This is a genomic window from Bradyrhizobium sp. Pa8, from assembly GCF_052588265.1.
The window spans coordinates 4,033,839-4,051,855 of the sequence record NZ_CP176767.1; the positions used below are offsets into that span (position 1 = coordinate 4,033,839).

Genomic DNA, 18,017 nt, shown 5'->3' on the forward strand with positions numbered 1-18,017 from the left:
TCATGTTGACGTGCCTGCCTGGCGTTCTCAGCAAGGATGATGTGGCGGATTTCCGCCGCATCATGGACGCCAGCGAATGGGAGGACGGGCGCTCCACCGCCGGCTCGCAGTCGGCGATGGTTAAGCGCAACGAGCAATTGCCACCGGATGGCGAGGTCGCGCGAAAGCTCGGCAACCGCATCATCTCGGCGCTGACCTCGAACCCGCGCTTCATCGCGGCGGCGATCCCGCTCCAGATCTTCCCGCCGCTGTTCAACCGCTATGCGGCGAGCAGCGGCCACCATTTCGGCCTGCATGTCGACAACGCGATCCGCGGTGACCGCCTGACCGGCCTTCGCATCCGCACAGACCTCTCGGTCACACTGTTCCTGGCCGAGCCGGAAGAGTATGACGGTGGCGAACTTGTGATCGAGGACACCTACGGTTCGCACGAAGTGAAGTTGCAAGCCGGGGACTGCGTGCTCTATCCCTCGACCAGCCTCCATCTCGTCACGCCGGTAACGAGGGGAACGCGGGTTGCGTCTTTCTTCTGGCTTCAGAGCATGATACGGGACGAGCAAGCCCGGAGCATGATCTTTGACCTCGACACCGCGATTCAGGCGCTGGTGGAACGGCTCGGGCGTGACGATCCCGAAACGGTCAAATTGACGGGTATCTATCACAACCTCATTCGCTACTGGGCCGAAGTATGAAGATAATGTCCTTCCAAGCAAGCCTTGCCGCCGCCTTGATGCTGGCGGCCGCCTGGCTCGTATCCCCTGTTTCTGCCCAGACACAGACCCAGCCGGCGGCACCGGCTCAGGCGACGGCTCAGCCTTCTGCGCCCGGACCGGCGGAAGCGCCATCGGCAACCGCGCCCGCGGTTCAGGCCGCCCCCGCTGTCCAGACGGCGTCGCCCGCGGCCGCCACCCCGACGCCCGTGAAGGTCGATGCCGCGGCCGCTATCGCGCCGTCGATGAAGGAGCTGTCGCCCTGGGTGATGTTCATGTCGGCGGACGTCATCGTGAAGGCGGTGATGATCGGGCTTGCCTTTGCATCGCTGATGACCTGGACCGTGCTGATCGCCAAGTCGATCGAGCTGTCGGTCGCGTCCGGCAAGCTTCGTTCGGCACTGAAGAAGATCTCGGAGGCGCGGTCGCTGGCGGAAGCGCAGATGGCGCTCGGCGCCAAGCAGGGCATTCTGCCGTCCTTCCTGGCGGCAGCGCTGCGTGAGGCGCGGATGTCGGCCGGCCTGTCCAGCGATGCCGGCATCAAGGAGCGTGCGGCCTCGAGCTTTTCCGAGATCGTGCGCGCGGAGGCACGGCGCATCCGCATCGGCATGGGCGTGCTCGCGACCATCGGCTCCACGTCGCCCTTCGTCGGCCTGTTCGGCACGGTCTGGGGCATCATGAACAGCTTCATCGGCATCTCGAAGTCGCAGACCACGAACCTCGCCGTCGTCGCGCCCGGCATCGCCGAGGCGCTGCTCGCGACCGCGATCGGCCTCGTCGCCGCCATTCCCGCCGTCATTATCTACAACCACTTCTCGCGCATGACGAAAAGCTATCTCGAACTCGTCAGCCGTGCCTCGGGCGCGGCGGCGCGGCTGCTCTCGCGCGATCTCGACCGCAGCCACGGCAGCGCGCATTCGCGCGCGGCGGAGTGAACCATGGGCGTTTCGCTCGCAGACAATGACGACGACGACGATTTCGGCGAGACGCACGACATCAACGTCACGCCGTTCATCGACGTCATCCTGGTGCTGCTGATCATCTTCATGGTCGCGGCTCCGCTCTCCACGGTCGATCTGCCGATCGATCTGCCGACCTCGAGCGCGACCCCGCAGAAGAAGCCGGACAAGCCGACCTATCTCAGCATCAAGCCCGATCTGACGCTTGCGATCGGCGAAAACCCGGTCCACCGCGCCGAGTTGATCGGGACCCTCGACGGCCTGTCCGACATGAGCAAGGACAAGTATGTGTTCCTGCGCGCCGATCGTTCGGTGCCCTATGGCGAATTGATGGGTGTGATGGAGCTCTTGCGCTCAGGCGGCTATTCCCGGGTGAAGCTGGTCGCGCTGGAAGGCGCTCCCGGAGCGCCTGCGGCAGGCGCCGGTCAGCCTTAGAGGCGCACGATGTCGGACGAAGCCAGACCATCCCGGAAGCTCTGGATTTTGGCGGCGGTGGCGGCGCTCGCGCTCCATCTGGGCGGTGCCGCGCTCGCCCTGGCCCATCTGCGGACCGATGACGACGACGATGGCCTGGGCGCAGCCGGCGCGGAGTTCGCCGTCGAGATGGCCTCGCCCAAGGCGCCCGAGACCGACCTTCCGCCGGGACCGGACAGCGAAGCGATGCAGGAGCAGCAGGCGCTTCCCGAGCAAAAGGCCGAGACCAAGGAAACCGAGCTTCCAAAGGACCAGTCGCAACAGGTCGACGATCCCGATCGGGTCGTCACCGAAAACATCTCGAAGAAGCCGCAGGACGAGGATCCCAAGATCGCGGCGGTCGAGACACCCGCTGCCGAGGCTTCGCCGCAGTCGGTTGCAACGGCGCGGCAGACACTCGACGAGGACGCGCGCGAAGCCGAGAAGGCCCTGGCGCCCGTGCTTGGCCTCGGCAAGGACATCCTCAGGATTACGACCGACTGGAATCGCAAGATCAGCGCGCACCTCACGGCCCACAAGGTCAACCCGGAGGGCAAGCAGCCCAATAATCAGAAGGTGAAGGTCAGCTTCGCGATCAACCGCAGGGGCAACGTGCTGTCCGTCGACGTCGTGGAGTCGTCAGGGGATGCGGCCTACGATGCGGCCGCACTCTCGATTGTCCGCAAGTCCGATCCCATCCCGCAGCCCCCGGCCGGACTGACCGAAGACCGGTTCGAGCGTACCGTCGACATCATCTTCACGCCGCCGGACGAGAAGAAAAAGAAGAAATCGGCTCAGCGCCAGTAGAGCCGGATCCCGACATAGACCACGACCAGGCAGACGAAGATCAGCGCCACCGGGAGCGGCCGTTTCTGGGCTCCGCCAAACGCCGCCGTGAACGAGGCCGTCTTCGTCGGTTTCGGAGGCGGGCGGCGGAAAGCGGTAACATTGTCCGCCGCCGGCTCGGGCGGACGGGTGCGGACGTCGGGCGGAGTTCCCGCGCCGCCCATCTCGGCATAGTAGGCCTTGTAGATCGCCCCGATCGTGGCCTCGGTGGCCTCGCCCTCGCTCATCCGCGCCAGCAGGTTCTTGTAGCTTGCGAGGAACTCCTGCGCCTCGGCAGGCAGCGCGGAGGACCCGTTGAGCTTGGCCATCATCTTCCACGTGGCAAAATCGGCGCGGGCGCGGGTGTCCGCGCGTCGCGCGATCAGCATATCGGCAGCTTTGACCAAGTCGGCCTCGAGCCCTTCGGCTTGTGTTCGGGTGTTCTGTCCAACTACGCGTTGCCGGTCAGGAAGAGAACAGCCTGAATCACATAACCGGTCAACGTTCGCAGTATTCCTGAAATAACATCAAGATTTAGACCGAACTGCGAGCCCACGAGCGGCAGCAGGATCAACAGGCCGATCAGGATCAGCATCCCGAATGGCTCGAGCCGGGCCAGCGGCAAAGCGAGCGGCCGGGGCAGCAGCCCGACTGCGACGCGCCCGCCGTCGAGCGGCGGGATCGGCATCATGTTGAACACCGCCAGCACCGCGTTGATCACCAGCGCGTTCTTGAGGTTGTCGAAGATCCACTGGGCCGAGCCGGCCGGTGCAAAGGGCACGGCATGGAGGGCAAGAGCCGCCGCGAGCGCCAGCAGGATGTTGGTGGCGGGCCCGGCAAGGGCCACCCAGACCATGTCGAGCCTGGGATGGTTGAGCTTGCGGAAATTGACGGGAACCGGCTTGGCATAGCCGAACAGGAACGGCGAGTGTGCGAACAGCAGCATCGCCGGCAGGATCAGGGTGCCGAACGGGTCGATGTGGCGGAGCGGATTGAAGCTGACGCGGCCGAGCTGCCAGGCCGTGTTGTCGCCGAGACGATGCGCGACGAAGGCGTGCGCGGCCTCGTGGAAGGTGATGGCGAGCACCAGCGGGAGCACCCACACCGAAATGTCATAAAAGGAAACGTTCACGGCTCGTCCGTCCCGGTTTGTGCCTCGTGGCCTTGCAGCCAACCCGGCCAATCCGGTGGTGGGCCAACGCGTCAGGTCAGGATATGGGACGCCGGTTCCGAAATCCCAAGCTGTAAATGATCGGCCAGCAGCGCCGCCGGCCGCGACAGATTGCGCGCGCGGTGGAGGCGGATGTCCGCTCCCGGCAACGGCGGCAGGCCCTCGCGCTCCGACAGAATTTGCAGGCGAGGGGGCAGGGTACCGGCCTTCACGACCGTGATCGCGAGCCCCTGCGCCGCGATCGCCTCGACCGCGGCGAGTGTTCGGCTGACGAAAGCGAGGCGCCAAGGCAGGCCGGCGGCATCGAGGGCCTCGGCAGCCCATTGCCGGAACAGGCAGCCCGGCGGGTAGAGCGCGACGGGCAGCGTGTCCTGTGCTTCGGCCCGATACGTCCTGGCCGCAGCCCAGACCGCCTGCTCGCGCCGCAGCAGCTCGCCACCGCCGCGTCCTTCCGGATGCATGGCGATGACGAGGTCATAGGCCTCGTCGAGCCGGGCCGGCATCGTCGCGGTCAGCCCGGTCTCGATCTCGACCCGGATCTCCGGATGGTTTTGGGCAAAGCGCGCCAGCAAGGGCGGAATGACGATCGTGCCGTAATCGTCCATCACGCCGAGGCGGACCACGGCGTCGCGCTTGCGTGCGCGGAGCACATCGATCGCCTCTGCATTGAGGTCGAGAAGCCGCCTCGCATAAACGAGGAGCTCATCTCCCGCCGCGGTCAGCGCGACACCGGCGCTGGTGCGCTGAAACAGCTTGGTGCCGATCCGCTCTTCCAGGCGCCTGATCTGGACGCTGACCGCCGACTGGGTCCGGTTGAGCAATTGGGCTGCGCGCGTGAACGAGCGATGCTCGGCGACGGCGAGAAATGCCGTCAGCAGATCGGGGTCGAGAACAGGCGTGGTCATGACGAAAACTTATCCCAGCATGACGGAAACTCCATTCCCTGTTTCAGCGCGCCTCGTATGCTGCGTTCAAGGCTCGTCAAGGGAGGGAGTGTGGGCGAAATTTCCGGCGTTCTGGCCGCGGTGCTGTCGAGCGGCCTCGGCGGCACCTCGATCGGCGCCACGCGCTATCTCGTGGGCAGCCTCGATCCGCTGGCGATCGGCTCGTTCCGGTTCGGCATCGGTTTCTTGCTGCTGTTGCCTCTCACGCTGCTCCGCGGTGATCGCTGGCCGGGGCGAGGGGATTGGGCCGCCACGACCGGGCTCGGCATCCTGTTCTTCGCGCTGTTTCCGATCCTGTTCAACGCGTCGCTGATCTTCACGACCGCCGCGCGCGGCGCGCTCGCCTTGTCGACGCTTCCGCTGCTGTCGCTCGTGATCGGCGCCGCGCTTGGCGCCGAAGCCTTGAGCTGGCGCAAATCGATCGGTGTCGTGATCGCGACGTTTGGCGTCGCCGTCGCGCTGCTCTCCGACCTGACCTCGGCGCCATCTGGCGCCTGGCGCGGCGATCTCCTGATGATGGCGGCCGCGCTGTGCATGGCGCTGTACGGCATCTGGTCGAAGCCGCTGATCCGGCGATCCGGCCCGATCGCCTTCACGACCATGAGCATGGCGGCCGGCGCGGCCTGCCTCATCCTGCTCTCGTATATCCGCGGCAGCTTTGCGCCGGTCGCCGGTTTCGGCGCGCCGCAATGGCTGGCGGCCTTCTATCTCGGCGCCTTCGGCGCAGCGCTGACCTTCTATCTCTGGGCCTTCGCGCTGGAGCGGACCACGCCGACGCGCGTCGCGATCTCGGTGACGGTCAATCCGATCACGGCCTCGCTGGTCGGCGCCTGGCTGCTGAACGAGCCGCTGCGCTGGAATCTGGCGGCCGGCATTGTCGCGGTGTTTGCCGGGATCTGGATCGCGACGACGACGGGACGGCGCGCTCAGGCTGCGAAAGTGCCTGCGTCAGGGCAAGCCTGACGTCACGCCGGGATGGTGCCCTGATATTGCGTCAGGCCGTCGTCGAGCTTCAGCCAGGCGACCTTCTCCGAGACCCAGATGTGCTCGGTCGGCGCGAAGGCGTTGCGATCGTCGAAGGTCGTGAGCGAAACGCCCGCCAGCGTGCCGTTGCGTCGCCAGGAGAACAGGCGTGTGCCGCAGCGCTTGCAGAACACGCGGTCGATGTTCTCGGACGAGGCATAGCGGCCGGTGTCGCCCTCGACGGTCAGCGCGCGCTGATCGAATTGCGCGCGAGCAAAGTAGGGCGAGCCCATCGCCTTCTGGCACAGGCGGCAATGGCAGATGCGGACGTTGAGCGGCTCACCCTCCGCCTTGAACCGCACCGCGCCGCACAGGCATCCACCTTCCCGGATCATGGCTCAGGCCACCCGCCATTCGCCGACCTGGCGCGCCATGCTCCAGTTGAGATTGTCGAGATCGCCATCCATGTTGGAATTCCCGCGTCTGGTGTTGGTGAAGGCGGCCCAGCAGAAGCCGCCATGGGTGCGCACGGCAATCGTGCTCGTGCCCGGCAGGCTGCCATTGTGCCACCAATTGTCGAATTTGTTGACACAGAAGCCCTTGGCGTAGTTCGGGCTGTAGCTGGGCGCGGTGGTCATGACCTCTATGGTGCGCGGCCGCAGGATGTTTGCCGGTCTCGTGTAGCCGTCGACATGCATCAGGAACTGAACGAGATCCGCCGGCGTCGCGATCCAGCCGCCATGGGAATCCATCCGCCTTACCTTCATCTCATACGGACTTTCGCCCTGACCGTAATAGGCGACTTCGCCGGCCTGACGCTGGTCGCGGGTGTTGCCCGCGATGGTCATGTCGGTGACGCCGCAGCGCGTCAGCACCTCGGTGCGTACGTGCTCGGCATAGGCTTGGCCGGTGAGCTTCTCGATCACGCGGCCCAGCACGCAATAGCCGAAATTGGAATAGGCATAGTGCTGGCCCGGCGGCCGGTCCAGCGGCCGATTGGCGAGCGTCCAGGCGATCAGCTCGGCATGATCCATCCGCGGATGCGTGAACATGGGATCGCGGTTGTCATTGCTCCAGCCGCCGGCAGCGTGCGTCAGTAGATGCTCGAGCGTGATCTGGTCGACGCCGGCAGAGTAGGGCGGTGACCCGTAGTCGGTGCCGAGCAGTGCACCGGGGCCGAACACACGATCCGTGAGCTTGAGGCGGTTCTCCTCGATCAGGCGGAAGATAGTGACCGAGGTGATCATCTTGCTGACGCTGGCGATCCGGAACAGATGCCGCGGCGTCACGGTCTCGTTCCGCTCGCGATCGGCAAAACCGAAGGCGTCCTCATGGACAACAGTACCGGCATAACCGATCGCAAAGGACAGCGCCGGCACGTCGTATTTGTCCATGAAGCTGCGCGCGAGCCGCGCCATGGCGCCGCGTTCGGCCGGCGAGGGCGGACGGATGCTCGGCGGGTTTGGCGCCAGTTGCGCGGGCGCAACGCGCGACAGCAGCGGCAGCGCGCCTGCGCCCGCTGCGAACTTCATGAAATCCCGACGCCCAAAATCCCGACGTCCAAGCCGCATGGTCCGCCCCCTTCAAGGGCGACCAATGCCTCAGTAGGTCGCCCGTCCGCCGGAAATATCAAACACCGCGCCGGTGGAGAAGGCACAATCTTGGGATGCGAGCCAGCTCACCATCGCGGCGAGCTCTTCCACCAGCACGAAGCGCGCCTTCGGGATTTTCGACAGCATGAAATCGATATGCTGCTGCGTCATCTGGTCGAAGATCGCGGTTTTCGCCGCGGCCGGCGTCACCGCATTCACGAGGATGTCATGTGCCGCCAATTCCTTGCCGAGCGATTTCGTCAGCGCGATCAGTCCGGCCTTGGAGGCCGAATAATGCGAGGCGTTGGGATTGCCTTCCTTGCCGGCGATCGAGGCGATGTTCACGATCCGCCCGTATTTCTGCTTGAGCATCGTCGGCACGATCGCCTTGCAGACGATGAAAGGGCCGTCGAGATTGATGCGCAGGACCTTGCGCCACTCCTCGAGATCGGTCTCCCAGACCGGCTTGTTAACGCCGGCGATGCCGGCATTGTTGACGAGGATGTCGATCTTGCCGAAGGCGGCAAGCGTCGCATCGCGCGCCTGCTCGACGGCGGCGGGGTCGGTGACGTCGACCTTGAAGACTTTTGTCTCGCCGCCGACTTCATTCGCGGTCTTCTCGGCGAGAGCCGAGTCAAAATCCCAGATCGCGACCTTGGCGCCGGAGTCTATGAAACGCCGGGTGATGGCACGGCCAAAGCCCTGCGCGCCGCCGGTGACGACGGCAATGCGGCCGTTGAGATCGATCTTGTTCATCGAGAACTCCCTTATCTATCCCTCATGGTGAGGAGCGCGCACTTGCGCGCGTCTCGAACCATAAGCCCGTGGCCCATCCCCCGAGAGGGCGCTGTCGCGCCTCCTCGGGATGGGGAGCGATCAGAGCATGTAGCCGCCGTCGACGACAAGGTCGACGCCGGTGGTGAATGCGCTTTCGTCGCTGCCGAGATAGACCGCCATGGATGCGATTTCGTCGGCGGTGCCGAGCCGGCCCATCTTCTGGCGGGAGACGAACATCTCCTTGCCCTGCGGTCCCTGCGCGGCGGCGCGGTCGAGCATCGAGGGCGTCTCGACGGTGCCGGGGCAGATGCTGTTGCAGCGGATGCCCTTGGTGATGAAGTCGAGCGCGACCGCGCGCGTCAGCAGCGACACCGCCGCCTTCGACGCGCTGTAGACGTAGCGGTTGGCCGGCGGCCGGAGCGCCGCGCAGGACGAGATGTTGACGATGCTGCCGCCGCCGCCCGCCAGCATCTCGGGCAGGAAGGCCCGGATGGTCCGGTGCATCGACTTGACGTTGAGATCGAACGAGAAGTCAAAATCCTCTTCCGAGCACTCCAGGATGGTGCCGTGATGCACGAAGCCCGCCGCGTTGAGCAGGATGTCGACCTTGCCGACGCGCTTGGCGAAGGCGTTGACGTCGGCGGTGTTGCGGACGTCGAGCTTTGCGACCTCGGCGATGCCTTCCTTGGTCAGACCGGCGATACCGGCCTCGTTGATGTCGGTCGCGATGACGGTTGCGCCCTCACGCGCGAACGCGAGGGCGCATGCGCGTCCGATGCCTGCTGCCGCAGCCGTGATGACGGCGCGCTTTCCCTTGAGGCGGTCTGCCATTTTCTTCTCCTTTTAATTTTCTCTCGTCATTCCGGGGCGCGCCTCTTGGCGCGAACCCGGAATCCATCGGGCCACAGCGTCGGTTGATAAATGGATTCCGGGCTCGCGACTTCGTCGCGCCCCGGAATGACCGTGCTAGTGATTATCCCGCGCCACACCAAATGTGCCGGCGACGTTCTGGTAGCGTGTGGCGAGCTCCATGCAGGCGCCGGTCGATTGCTGGCCGACGGTGTTGCGGTAGATCTCCTGCCATGGCGTCTGGTTCGCCGGATGCTTGAAGCCGCCATTGGCCATCAGCTCGGCGTGGCGCTTCTTCACCTCGTCGTCCGAAATGAGAATGTTGGCGCTGCCCTTGTTGAGGTCGATGCGCACCTTGTCGCCGGTCTTGAGGATCGCGAGCCCGCCATTGGCGGCAGCTTCCGGCGAGGCGTTCAGGATCGACGGCGAGCCCGAGGTGCCGGACTGGCGGCCGTCGCCGATGCAGGGCAGGGACAGAATGCCGCGTTTGATCAGCGCGGTCGGGGGCTGCATGTTCACGACCTCCGCGCCGCCGGGATAACCGATCGGCCCGGTGCCGCGGATGAACAGCACGCAGCGCTCGTCGATGTCGAGCGAGGCATCGTCGATCCGCTCGTGATAGTCCTCCGGGCCCTCGAACACGATGGCGCGGCCCTCGAAGGCGTTGAGGTCCTTCGGGTTGCTGAGATAGCGGTCGCGAAACTCCTTGGAGATCACGCTGGTCTTCATGATCGCGGAATCGAACAGATTGCCCTTCAGCACCAGGAAGCCGGCGTCCTTCACCAGCGGCTTGTCGTAGGTCCGGATCACGTCATTGTCGGGCGCGGGCGCATTGGCGCAGTTCTCGCCGATGCCGCGGCCGTTCACCGTGACCGCGTCCTCGTGGATGCGCTTGTGCTTCATCAACTCGCGCACCACGGCCGGCACGCCGCCGGCGCGGTGGAACTCCTCGCCGAGATAGAAGCCGGCCGGCTGCATATTGACGAGCAGCGGCACGTCGTGGCCAAATTTCTGCCAGTCGTCGATCGACAGCTCGACGCCGATGTGGCGTGCCAGCGCGTTGATGTGGATCGGCGCGTTGGTCGAGCCGCCGATCGCCGAGTTGATCACGATGCAGTTCTCGAACGCCTTGCGGGTCAGGATGTCCGAAGGCTTGAGGTCTTCCCAGACAATCTCGACGGCGCGCTTGCCGGTCTCGTAGGCGATCTGGCCGCGCTCGCGATAGGGGGCGGGGATCGCCGCGCAGCCCGGCAGCGAGAAGCCGAGCGCTTCGGCAAGGCCGTTCATGGTCGAGGCCGTGCCCATGGTGTTGCAATGGCCGACCGACGGCGCCGAGGACGCCACGATCTCCATGAACTCTTCATAGTCGATCTCGCCGGCGGCGAGCCGTTCGCGCGACTTCCAGACGATGGTGCCGGACCCGGTGCGCTCGCCGGCATGCCAGCCGTTCAGCATCGGGCCGCCCGAGAGCACGATCGCGGGCAGGTTCACGGTCGCCGCCGCCATCATGCAGGCGGGCGTGGTCTTGTCGCAGCCGGTGGTCAGCACCACGCCGTCGAGCGGATAGCCGTAGAGGATCTCGACGAGGCCGAGATAGGCGAGGTTGCGGTCGAGCGCGGCGGTCGGGCGCTTGCCGGTCTCCTGGATCGGATGGGTCGGGAATTCCATCGCAATGCCGCCGGCCTCGCGGATGCCTTCGCGGACGCGGTGCGCCAGCTCGATATGGTGGCGGTTGCAGGGGGAAAGGTCGTTGCCGGTCTGGGCGATGCCGATGATCGGCTTGCCGGACTGAAGCTCGGCCCGGGTGAGGCCGTAATTCAGGTAGCGCTCCATATAGAGCGCGGTCATGCCCGGATTATGCGGATTGTTGAACCATTCCTGCGAGCGGAGGTGGCGGCGAGCGCCGTTGCTGGCGGGCGCATGCCCATTGGTTGGCTTTTTTGTCATTGGTTTCTCCTGCAATGCAAACGCACTGGCGTCGGGGGCTCAGCTTCGGCTGGTGCGATGCCCAACGGCGCGATCCATGGTTCAAAGGCCCGTTGGCGGGTCATTCCCTCACAAGTGCGATACTAGTCTTGGCTACTTGGTAACGCTATCATTTTGTTCGCGGCGCCCCCGCCCGATGCGGCAGGCCTGTCTTCCGAACGCCGCGACGACGAGCTTTGCCGCTCGATCACCTTGAAGCCGAGATCGAGCACCGGCTGCTCGGGGCGGCGTCCGTCGATCGCTTCGATCAGCATGGTGGCGGCCGTGTTGCCCATCTCGTAGCGGTTGGTGCGCACGCTGGTGAGGGTGGGCACCGCGGAGGCCATGAATTCGAGGTCGTTGAATCCGACGATCGCGATCTGCTCGGGGACCGCGATCTCCCGGCGCCGGCATTCGAACAGCACGCCGAGCGCGAGGTCGTCATTGGCGCAGAACACCGAGTCGATATCGGGCTCGCGCGCCAGCAGATCGGTGAACAGGGTGCCGCCGAGCGTCACCGAGGTCGGTGTCGCCGTCGTGACGACGAGGCGCTGCTCGAACAGCGCGGCGTCCTTCATGGCCGAGACATAACCGTCCAGCCGCCGCTGCACCCGCGGATCCATGCGCGCGCCGACGAAGCCGATCTTGCGGTGGCCCTGCGCGAACAGGTGGGCGATCGCCGCGCGGGCCGCATCATAGTGCGAAAAGCCGATCATCATGTCGACCGGATTGGGCCCGATCTCCATGATCTGCACGATCGGGCAGTCGGCGGCCTCCAGCATCGCGCGCGATTCCGCGGTCTGGTCGATGCCGGTGACGATCAGTCCGGCCGGCTTCTGCGCGAGAAACAGGCGCAGCAGCTTCTCCTCCTGGAGAATACTGTAGCGTGTGTTGGACAACTGGATCGAGTACCGGCTGCCTTCGGAGGCGTCATAGATGCCGCGCAGCACGTCGGAAAACACGTTGTTGGTCAGTGACGGGATCAAGACGCCGATCACTTCGGTGCGCTGCGAGGCCAGCGCCCGCGCCGCCAGGTTCGGCACATAGCCGAGCTCGTTGGCCGCGCTCTCGACCCGCGTCCGCTTGGCGACCGACAGGGCCTCCGGATTGCGGAAGAACCGGGACGCCGTGATCGGGCTGACGCCGGCAAGCTCGGCAACTTCCGCCAGCCGGATTTTACCTGACTTGGTGCGTTTTCGACCCATTTGCTGCTCTTATCACAGTCGGTCCGGCAAACAAAGGAACGTTGACAGCGCTACCAGCAACGACTAACCAAAGACAAATTGCCAAAACCGCACAAACTGCCGACAATGTCGCTCGCTAAGATCGGGCTTCGTTCGGTGAAGTCTGAAAAACAAGACGGTCGCGGCGCGTGAGGCGTCGTGGACTTTCGAGGAGGGAGCTAGATGTCGTCTGTGCAAATCCGCGACGTGCGGAAATCGTTCGGCAATTTTGAAGTCCTGCACGGCGTTTCGATTCCGATCGAGGACGGCCAGTTCGTCGTCCTGGTTGGCCCCTCCGGCTGCGGCAAGTCGACGCTTCTGCGCATGCTTGCAGGCCTCGAGAACATCACCTCCGGCACGATCTCGATCGGCGACCGCGTCGTCAACAATATCCAGCCCAAGGAGCGGGATATTGCGATGGTGTTCCAGAACTACGCGCTCTATCCGCACATGACCGTCGGCGAGAACATGGGCTTCTCGCTGAAGCTGCGGAACGCGAGCTCCGACGAGATCAACAAGCGCGTCAAGCGCGCCGCCGAAATTCTCGCGCTGTCGCCGCTGCTCGAGCGCTATCCGCGCCAGCTCTCCGGCGGCCAGCGCCAGCGCGTCGCGATGGGCCGCGCCATCGTGCGCGATCCGCAGGTGTTCCTGTTCGACGAGCCCTTGTCGAACCTCGACGCCAAGCTGCGCGTCGCCATGCGCACCGAGATCAAGGAGCTGCACCAGCGGCTCAAGACGACGACCGTCTACGTCACCCACGACCAGATCGAGGCCATGACCATGGCCGACAAGATCGTCGTCATGCATGACGGCATCGTCGAGCAGATGGGCACGCCGCTCGAGCTCTATGACAAGCCGGAAAACCAGTTCGTCGCCGGCTTCATCGGCTCGCCAGCCATGAACTTCCTGAAGGGGCACGTCCGCGTCAACGGCGTTGCGACCTTCGAGGGGCCGAACGGCGTCAAGCTGCCGCTCAAGAACGCGCCTGCAGGGTCCGACGGTCGCCCTGTCGTCTATGGTGTGCGACCCGAGCATTTCACCATCGCGGACGACGGCGCCGATGCCGAGATCATCGTGGTCGAGCCGACCGGCTCGGAGACACAGGTGTTTGCGAAGGTGGGTGGCGAGCAGGTCGTCGCAGTCTTCCGCGAGCGTCACCAGTTCAATCCGGGCGACAAGGTCAAGCTGAAGCCTGATCCGTCACTGGTTCATCTGTTCGACGAGGCGACGGGCAAACGCATGTAGCGGCGCTGAAGGATTGCCCAACGACTGTTCAAGAACGACCCAATACAAATAGAAAATTCAGGGAGAGAACGATGAGCAATTTCGACAGGCGAAGTGTGCTTAAGGCCGGCCTGGGCGGCGCAGCGTTGCTGGCCGGCCCGGGCATCGTGCCGGTGCGCGCCGCGGAGTGGACCAACACGCCCGAACCGAACGCGTCCATCCGCGTCTTGCGCTGGAAGCAGTTCATCCAGGCCGAGTTCGACAAGTTCGCCGAGCAGACCAAGAAGTTCTCTGAGAAGACCGGCGTCAAGGTCAAGCTGGAGGCCGAGAGCTGGGAGGATATCCGTCCGAAGGCCGCGGTCGCCGCCAATGTCGGCGCCGGTCCCGATCTCATCATCGGCACGCTCGATGATCCCCACAAATTCCCGGAGAAGCTGATCGACGTCACCGACGTCGCCCAATATCTCGGCGCCCAGTATGGCGGCTGGTATCCGGTCGCCGAGAAGTACGGCAAGAAGGGCAATGGCTGGATCGCGATTCCCCAAGGCGCGACCGGCGGCTGCCTCAACTACCGCATCAGCCATGTGAAGGCCGCCGGCTTCGAGGAATTCCCGAAGGACACCGCCGGCTTCCTCAAGCTCTGCCAGGCCCTGAAGAAGAACAACACGCCGGCCGGCTTCGCGCTCGGCCACGCCACGGGCGATGCCAACGGCTGGTGCCAGTGGGCGCTGTGGGCGTTCGGCGGCAAGGTCGTCAACGACAAGAACGAGGTCGTGATCGACTCGCCCGAGACGATCGCCGCGCTCGAATACGTTAAGCAGCTCTACGAGACCTTTATCCCCGGCGTGCTGTCGTGGAATGACTCGAACAACAACAAGGCGTTCCTGAACGGTGAACTCAGCCTCACGCTGAACGGCATCTCGATTTGGACTGTCGGCAAGAACTCGACCGATCCGAAGCAGCAGGAGATTGCCAAGGACATGAACCACGCGCCGATGCCGATCGGGCCGGTCGGCGTGTCGACCGAGCAGCAGAACGTGCTCGTCTATTACGGCTACAAGCACTCGAAGTATCCGAAGGCGGTCAAGGAATTCATCAAGTTCATGATGGACAAGGAGAACTACGACGCGTGGGAGGTTGCCTCCAACGGCTACGTGTCTCCGCCGCTGCCGGCCTACAACGACAACCCGGTGTGGACGTCGGACCCGAAGATCACCCCGTACCGCGACTGCCTCAAGCGCTGCCGCGACAACGGTTTTGCCGGCGATCTCGGTTATGCCTCCGCCGCCGTGATGGGCGACTTCGTCGTCGTCGACATGTTCGCCGAGGCGGCCTCGGGCTCCGCGACGCCGAAGCAGGCGGCAGCGCGCGCCGCCGAGCGTGCCAAGCGCTACTATCAGGTCTGATCAGCTCCAATCTGCGCGGCGTCCGGTTCGCCGGACGCCGCGATGCTTCGTAGAGGGGAATCCGACATGGCAGTCATGGCCGAGTCCGTTGCCGCGCAGGTCAAGCGCAGCAGCCTGTGGACCAGAGCATTCGAAAGCCGGCACTTTCTCGGCGCGATGTTCATGGTGCCGGCAATCGCGATTCTCATCCTGTTTCTGGCCTATCCCCTGGCGCTGGGGTTCTGGCTCGGCATGACCGATACCAAGATCGGCGGGGCGGGCCGTTACATCGGCTTCCAGAACTTCATCTCGCTGTCCAAGGACTCCGTGTTCTGGCTGTCGGTGTTCAACACCATCTTCTACACGGTGTTCGCGAGCGTCGTGAAATTCGCGATCGGACTTTACCTGGCGCTGTTGCTCAACGAGCGGCTTCCGTTCAAGTCGATGATCCGTGCGATCGTGCTGCTGCCTTTCGTGGTGCCGACGGTGCTCTCCGCGATCGCGTTCTGGTGGATCTATGACAGCCAGTTCTCGATCATCTCCTGGGTGCTGATGAAGGCCGGCCTGATCACGCGCTACATCGACTTCCTTGGCGACCCCTGGAATGCGCGCTGGTCGGTCATCGCCGCCAATATCTGGCGCGGTGTGCCTTTCGTGGCGATCACGCTGCTGGCGGGCCTTCAGACCATCTCGCCCTCGCTCTATGAGGCCGCCAATCTCGACGGCGCCACCAACATGCAGCGCTTCCGCCACATCACGCTGCCGATGCTGTCGCCGATCATCGCGGTCGTGATGACGTTCTCGGTGCTGATGACGTTCACCGACTTCCAGCTGATCTACACCATCACGCGGGGCGGGCCGATCAATGCCACCCATCTGATGGCGACGCTGTCGTTCCAGCGGGCCATCACCGGCGGCAATCTCGGCGAGGGCGCGGCGATCTCGAACGCGATGATTCCGTTCCTGGTCGCGGCGATCCTGCTCAGCTTCTTCGGGCTTCAGCGCTCTCGCTGGCAACAGGGCGGGAGGGACTGACCATGAGCACCGCAGACGACCAAAGCGTCGGAATGGACTATCTCGAGAGCTTCCCGCGGAAGTTTTTGCGCGTCTACCTTCCGCTCGGCCTGATCATCTTCTTCCTGCTATTCCCGTTCTACTGGATGGCGGTCGCGACGTTCAAGCCGGACGCGGAGATGTACGACTACGAGAAGTACAATCCGTTCTGGATCGTGAATCCGACCATCGAGCACATCAAGAAGCTGTTGGTCGAAACCGACTATCCGCTCTGGATGTGGAACACCGTGATCGTGTCGGTGTCCTCCACCTTCATCTCGCTGTTCGCCAGCGTCTGCGCCGCCTATGCGATCGAACGTCTCCGCTACAAGGGCTCGCGCTATGTCGGCCTTGCGATCTTCCTCGGCTATCTCGTGCCGCCCTCGATCCTGTTCATTCCGCTGGCGGCGATTGTGTTCCAGCTCGGCCTGTTCGATGGCAATCTGGCGCTGATCCTGACCTATCCGACCTTCCTGATCCCGTTCTGTACCTGGCTCCTGATGGGCTATTTCCGCACCATCCCCTACGAGCTCGAGGAATGCGCGCTGATCGACGGGGCGACGCGGCTCCAGATCCTCGTCAAGATCACGCTGCCGCTGTCGCTCCCGGGGGTAATCTCGGCCGGCATCTTCGCCTTCACGTTGTCCTGGAACGAGTTCATCTACGCGCTGACCTTCATCTCCTCGTCGGAGAACAAGACGATTCCCGTCGGCGCCATCACCGAGCTCGTCAGCGGCGACGTCTACCATTGGGGCGCGCTGATGGCGGCGGCCCTGATCGGCTCGGTCCCCGTAGTTATCCTTTATTCCTTCTTCGTGGAGTACTATGTCTCGGCGATGACCGGCGCCGTGAAGGAATGATCGCGGGGCCTGCCTTGACAGCGCACCATGAGCGGTGCGCTCCGGCCAATAAGAAGGAGTAGGCTCTTGCACATTCTGGTTCTGGGCGCCGCCGGCATGGTCGGCCGTAAATTGTGTGAACGGCTGTTGCGCGACGGCCGGCTCGGCAAGAGCGACATCACCAAGCTGACCATGCACGACGTGGTCGAGCCCAAGAAGCCGGAAAAGGCTGGTTTCCCCGTCGAGACCGTGTCGGGCGATTTCGCCGTGCCGGGCGCGGCTGAGAAGCTGATCGCCGGCCGTCCCGACGTGATCTTCCATCTCGCCGCGATCGTTTCGGGCGAAGCCGAACTCGATTTCGACAAGGGCTACCGCATCAATCTCGACGGCACGCGGATGCTGCTCGATGCCGTCAGGCTCGTCGGCGGCGGCTACAACCCGCGCGTGGTTTTCACCTCGTCAATCGCGGTGTTCGGCGCGCCGTTCCCGGATGCGATCGGCGACGAGTTCTTCCACACCCCGCTGCTCAGCTACGGCACCCAGAAGGCGATCGGTGAATTGCTGCTCGCCGACTATTCGCGCCGCGGCTTCCTCGACGGCATCGGCATCCGCCTGCCGACCATCTGCATCCGGCCCGGTCTGCCCAACAAGGCGGCGTCGGGCTTCTTCTCCAACATCCTGCGCGAGCCGCTGGCCGGCAAGGAAGCGATCCTCCCGGTCTCCGAGGAGGTCCGCCACTGGCACGCCACGCCGCGTTCCGCCGTCGGCTTCCTGCTCCATGCCGGCACCATGGACCTCGCCAAGGTCGGTCCGCGCCGCAATCTGACCATGCCCGGCTTTTCGGCGACGGTCGGCGAACAGATCGCTGCGCTCAAGCGGGTGGCCGGCGACAAGGTCGCCGCGCGCATCAAGCATGAGCTGGATCCGTTCATCGTCGGCATCGTCGGCGGCTGGCCGCGCAATTTCGAGGCGAAGCGGGCGCGCGAGCTCGGCTTCACCACCGAAGAGAAGAGCTTCGACGACATCATCCGCATTCACATCGAAGACGAGCTCGGCGGCAATTTCGTCGCCTGATCTCTGACTGA

Annotated in this window: 19 protein-coding genes; 10 read left to right on the top strand and 9 right to left on the bottom strand. The window is 64.5% G+C overall.

The genetic code is table 11. From position 1 onward, the window contains the following. Positions 1–2 precede the first annotated feature (2 nt). Genes ACKWRH_RS17985 through ACKWRH_RS18000 form a run of 4 tightly spaced genes read left to right on the top strand, consistent with a single transcriptional unit; the run spans position 3 to position 2,929 of the window. Positions 3–692, top strand: coding sequence for a Fe2+-dependent dioxygenase (locus ACKWRH_RS17985; protein WP_445221668.1), 690 nt, complete (start codon positions 3–5; stop codon positions 690–692). After that, positions 689–1,645 carry a tonB-system energizer ExbB gene (exbB, locus tag ACKWRH_RS17990; RefSeq protein WP_445221669.1) on the top strand — a complete coding sequence of 319 codons (957 nt, stop codon included), beginning with the start codon at positions 689–691 and terminating at the stop codon, positions 1,643–1,645. Before ACKWRH_RS17985 ends, exbB begins: the two co-directional genes overlap by 4 nt. A 3-nt stretch (positions 1,646–1,648) precedes the next feature. Continuing rightward, entirely contained in the window at positions 1,649–2,104 is a 456-nt protein-coding gene (gene exbD, locus ACKWRH_RS17995; protein WP_038955170.1) for a TonB system transport protein ExbD, read from the top strand. Positions 2,105–2,113: 9 nt separating this feature from the next. After that, the gene (locus tag ACKWRH_RS18000) at positions 2,114–2,929 is read left to right on the top strand and encodes an energy transducer TonB family protein (RefSeq protein ID WP_445221670.1); all 816 of its coding nucleotides are present in this window, start codon (positions 2,114–2,116) and stop codon (positions 2,927–2,929) included. Here ACKWRH_RS18000 and ACKWRH_RS18005 read toward each other — a convergent pair. The 3 genes from ACKWRH_RS18005 to ACKWRH_RS18015 all read right to left on the bottom strand — a co-directional run bounded on the left by ACKWRH_RS18005 (position 2,917) and on the right by ACKWRH_RS18015 (position 5,023). Next, the gene (locus tag ACKWRH_RS18005; RefSeq protein WP_445222432.1) at positions 2,917–3,336 is read right to left on the bottom strand and encodes a hypothetical protein; all 420 of its coding nucleotides are present in this window, start codon (positions 3,334–3,336) and stop codon (positions 2,917–2,919) included. The two genes, ACKWRH_RS18000 and ACKWRH_RS18005, sit on opposite strands and share 13 nt — an antisense overlap. A 62-nt stretch (positions 3,337–3,398) precedes the next feature. Continuing rightward, positions 3,399–4,079, bottom strand: coding sequence for a site-2 protease family protein (locus tag ACKWRH_RS18010; RefSeq protein WP_445221671.1), 681 nt, complete (start codon positions 4,077–4,079; stop codon positions 3,399–3,401). Positions 4,080–4,150: 71 nt separating this feature from the next. Continuing rightward, positions 4,151–5,023: a LysR family transcriptional regulator gene (locus tag ACKWRH_RS18015; RefSeq protein ID WP_445221672.1), complete on the bottom strand. Its 873-nt coding sequence runs from the start codon at positions 5,021–5,023 to the stop codon at positions 4,151–4,153. Between the two features lie 90 nt (positions 5,024–5,113). Here ACKWRH_RS18015 and ACKWRH_RS18020 point away from each other — a divergent pair, with 90 nt between their 5' ends. Next, entirely contained in the window at positions 5,114–6,025 is a 912-nt protein-coding gene (locus tag ACKWRH_RS18020) for a DMT family transporter (RefSeq protein WP_445221673.1), read from the top strand. 2 nt (positions 6,026–6,027) lie between these two features. Here ACKWRH_RS18020 and ACKWRH_RS18025 read toward each other — a convergent pair whose 3' ends face one another. From ACKWRH_RS18025 to ACKWRH_RS18050, 6 genes are all read right to left on the bottom strand, one after another. Then, a complete protein-coding gene (locus tag ACKWRH_RS18025) occupies positions 6,028–6,420 on the bottom strand; it encodes a GFA family protein (RefSeq protein WP_014495990.1) in 393 nt (130 codons plus the stop codon). A gap of 3 nt (positions 6,421–6,423) precedes the next feature. After that, on the bottom strand, positions 6,424–7,557 hold the full coding sequence (locus tag ACKWRH_RS18030; protein ID WP_445221674.1) for a serine hydrolase domain-containing protein: 1,134 nt from the start codon (positions 7,555–7,557) through the stop codon (positions 6,424–6,426). A 69-nt stretch (positions 7,558–7,626) separates the two neighbouring features. After that, positions 7,627–8,373 (bottom strand): SDR family NAD(P)-dependent oxidoreductase, encoded by a 747-nt coding sequence (locus tag ACKWRH_RS18035; protein WP_014495989.1) that lies wholly within the window; start codon positions 8,371–8,373, stop codon positions 7,627–7,629. Positions 8,374–8,493: 120 nt separating this feature from the next. Then, entirely contained in the window at positions 8,494–9,225 is a 732-nt protein-coding gene (locus ACKWRH_RS18040) for an SDR family oxidoreductase (protein ID WP_445221675.1), read from the bottom strand. Between the two features lie 135 nt (positions 9,226–9,360). Further along, positions 9,361–11,190 carry an IlvD/Edd family dehydratase gene (locus ACKWRH_RS18045; protein WP_445221676.1) on the bottom strand — a complete coding sequence of 610 codons (1,830 nt, stop codon included), beginning with the start codon at positions 11,188–11,190 and terminating at the stop codon, positions 9,361–9,363. Between the two features lie 122 nt (positions 11,191–11,312). Then, positions 11,313–12,413 carry a LacI family DNA-binding transcriptional regulator gene (locus tag ACKWRH_RS18050; RefSeq protein ID WP_445221677.1) on the bottom strand — a complete coding sequence of 367 codons (1,101 nt, stop codon included), beginning with the start codon at positions 12,411–12,413 and terminating at the stop codon, positions 11,313–11,315. A 201-nt stretch (positions 12,414–12,614) separates the two neighbouring features. On the opposite strand from ACKWRH_RS18050, the gene ACKWRH_RS18055 reads away from it, so the two are divergent. The 5 genes from ACKWRH_RS18055 (at position 12,615) to denD (ending at position 18,006) form a co-directional block, all read left to right on the top strand. Next, positions 12,615–13,676, top strand: a complete 1,062-nt coding sequence (locus ACKWRH_RS18055; protein ID WP_445221678.1) for an ABC transporter ATP-binding protein — start codon at positions 12,615–12,617, stop codon at positions 13,674–13,676. 71 nt (positions 13,677–13,747) lie between these two features. Further along, positions 13,748–15,061 (top strand): ABC transporter substrate-binding protein, encoded by a 1,314-nt coding sequence (locus tag ACKWRH_RS18060; RefSeq protein WP_445221679.1) that lies wholly within the window; start codon positions 13,748–13,750, stop codon positions 15,059–15,061. Between the two features lie 66 nt (positions 15,062–15,127). After that, the gene (locus ACKWRH_RS18065; protein WP_445221680.1) at positions 15,128–16,075 is read left to right on the top strand and encodes a carbohydrate ABC transporter permease; all 948 of its coding nucleotides are present in this window, start codon (positions 15,128–15,130) and stop codon (positions 16,073–16,075) included. A gap of 2 nt (positions 16,076–16,077) precedes the next feature. Next, complete coding sequence (locus ACKWRH_RS18070; protein ID WP_445221681.1) at positions 16,078–16,953, top strand: carbohydrate ABC transporter permease; 876 nt, start codon at positions 16,078–16,080, stop codon at positions 16,951–16,953. A 66-nt stretch (positions 16,954–17,019) separates the two neighbouring features. Further along, positions 17,020–18,006: a D-erythronate dehydrogenase gene (denD, locus tag ACKWRH_RS18075; RefSeq protein ID WP_445221682.1), complete on the top strand. Its 987-nt coding sequence runs from the start codon at positions 17,020–17,022 to the stop codon at positions 18,004–18,006. Positions 18,007–18,017: the final 11 nt, after the last annotated feature.

Coding starts and splice junctions, on each gene's coding strand:
- exbD (WP_038955170.1), top strand. CDS start 1,649: ATGGGCGTTTCGCTCGCAGACAATGACGACGACGACGATTTCGGCGAG.
- ACKWRH_RS18060 (WP_445221679.1), top strand. CDS start 13,748: ATGAGCAATTTCGACAGGCGAAGTGTGCTTAAGGCCGGCCTGGGCGGC.
- ACKWRH_RS17985 (WP_445221668.1), top strand. CDS start 3: ATGTTGACGTGCCTGCCTGGCGTTCTCAGCAAGGATGATGTGGCGGAT.
- ACKWRH_RS18030 (WP_445221674.1), bottom strand. CDS start 7,557: ATGAAGTTCGCAGCGGGCGCAGGCGCGCTGCCGCTGCTGTCGCGCGTT.
- exbB (WP_445221669.1), top strand. CDS start 689: ATGAAGATAATGTCCTTCCAAGCAAGCCTTGCCGCCGCCTTGATGCTG.
- ACKWRH_RS18055 (WP_445221678.1), top strand. CDS start 12,615: ATGTCGTCTGTGCAAATCCGCGACGTGCGGAAATCGTTCGGCAATTTT.
- ACKWRH_RS18015 (WP_445221672.1), bottom strand. CDS start 5,023: ATGACCACGCCTGTTCTCGACCCCGATCTGCTGACGGCATTTCTCGCC.
- ACKWRH_RS18050 (WP_445221677.1), bottom strand. CDS start 12,413: ATGGGTCGAAAACGCACCAAGTCAGGTAAAATCCGGCTGGCGGAAGTT.
- ACKWRH_RS18025 (WP_014495990.1), bottom strand. CDS start 6,420: ATGATCCGGGAAGGTGGATGCCTGTGCGGCGCGGTGCGGTTCAAGGCG.
- ACKWRH_RS18000 (WP_445221670.1), top strand. CDS start 2,114: ATGTCGGACGAAGCCAGACCATCCCGGAAGCTCTGGATTTTGGCGGCG.
- ACKWRH_RS18045 (WP_445221676.1), bottom strand. CDS start 11,190: ATGACAAAAAAGCCAACCAATGGGCATGCGCCCGCCAGCAACGGCGCT.
- ACKWRH_RS18070 (WP_445221681.1), top strand. CDS start 16,078: ATGAGCACCGCAGACGACCAAAGCGTCGGAATGGACTATCTCGAGAGC.
- ACKWRH_RS18005 (WP_445222432.1), bottom strand. CDS start 3,336: ATGCTGATCGCGCGACGCGCGGACACCCGCGCCCGCGCCGATTTTGCC.
- ACKWRH_RS18065 (WP_445221680.1), top strand. CDS start 15,128: ATGGCAGTCATGGCCGAGTCCGTTGCCGCGCAGGTCAAGCGCAGCAGC.
- ACKWRH_RS18040 (WP_445221675.1), bottom strand. CDS start 9,225: ATGGCAGACCGCCTCAAGGGAAAGCGCGCCGTCATCACGGCTGCGGCA.
- ACKWRH_RS18035 (WP_014495989.1), bottom strand. CDS start 8,373: ATGAACAAGATCGATCTCAACGGCCGCATTGCCGTCGTCACCGGCGGC.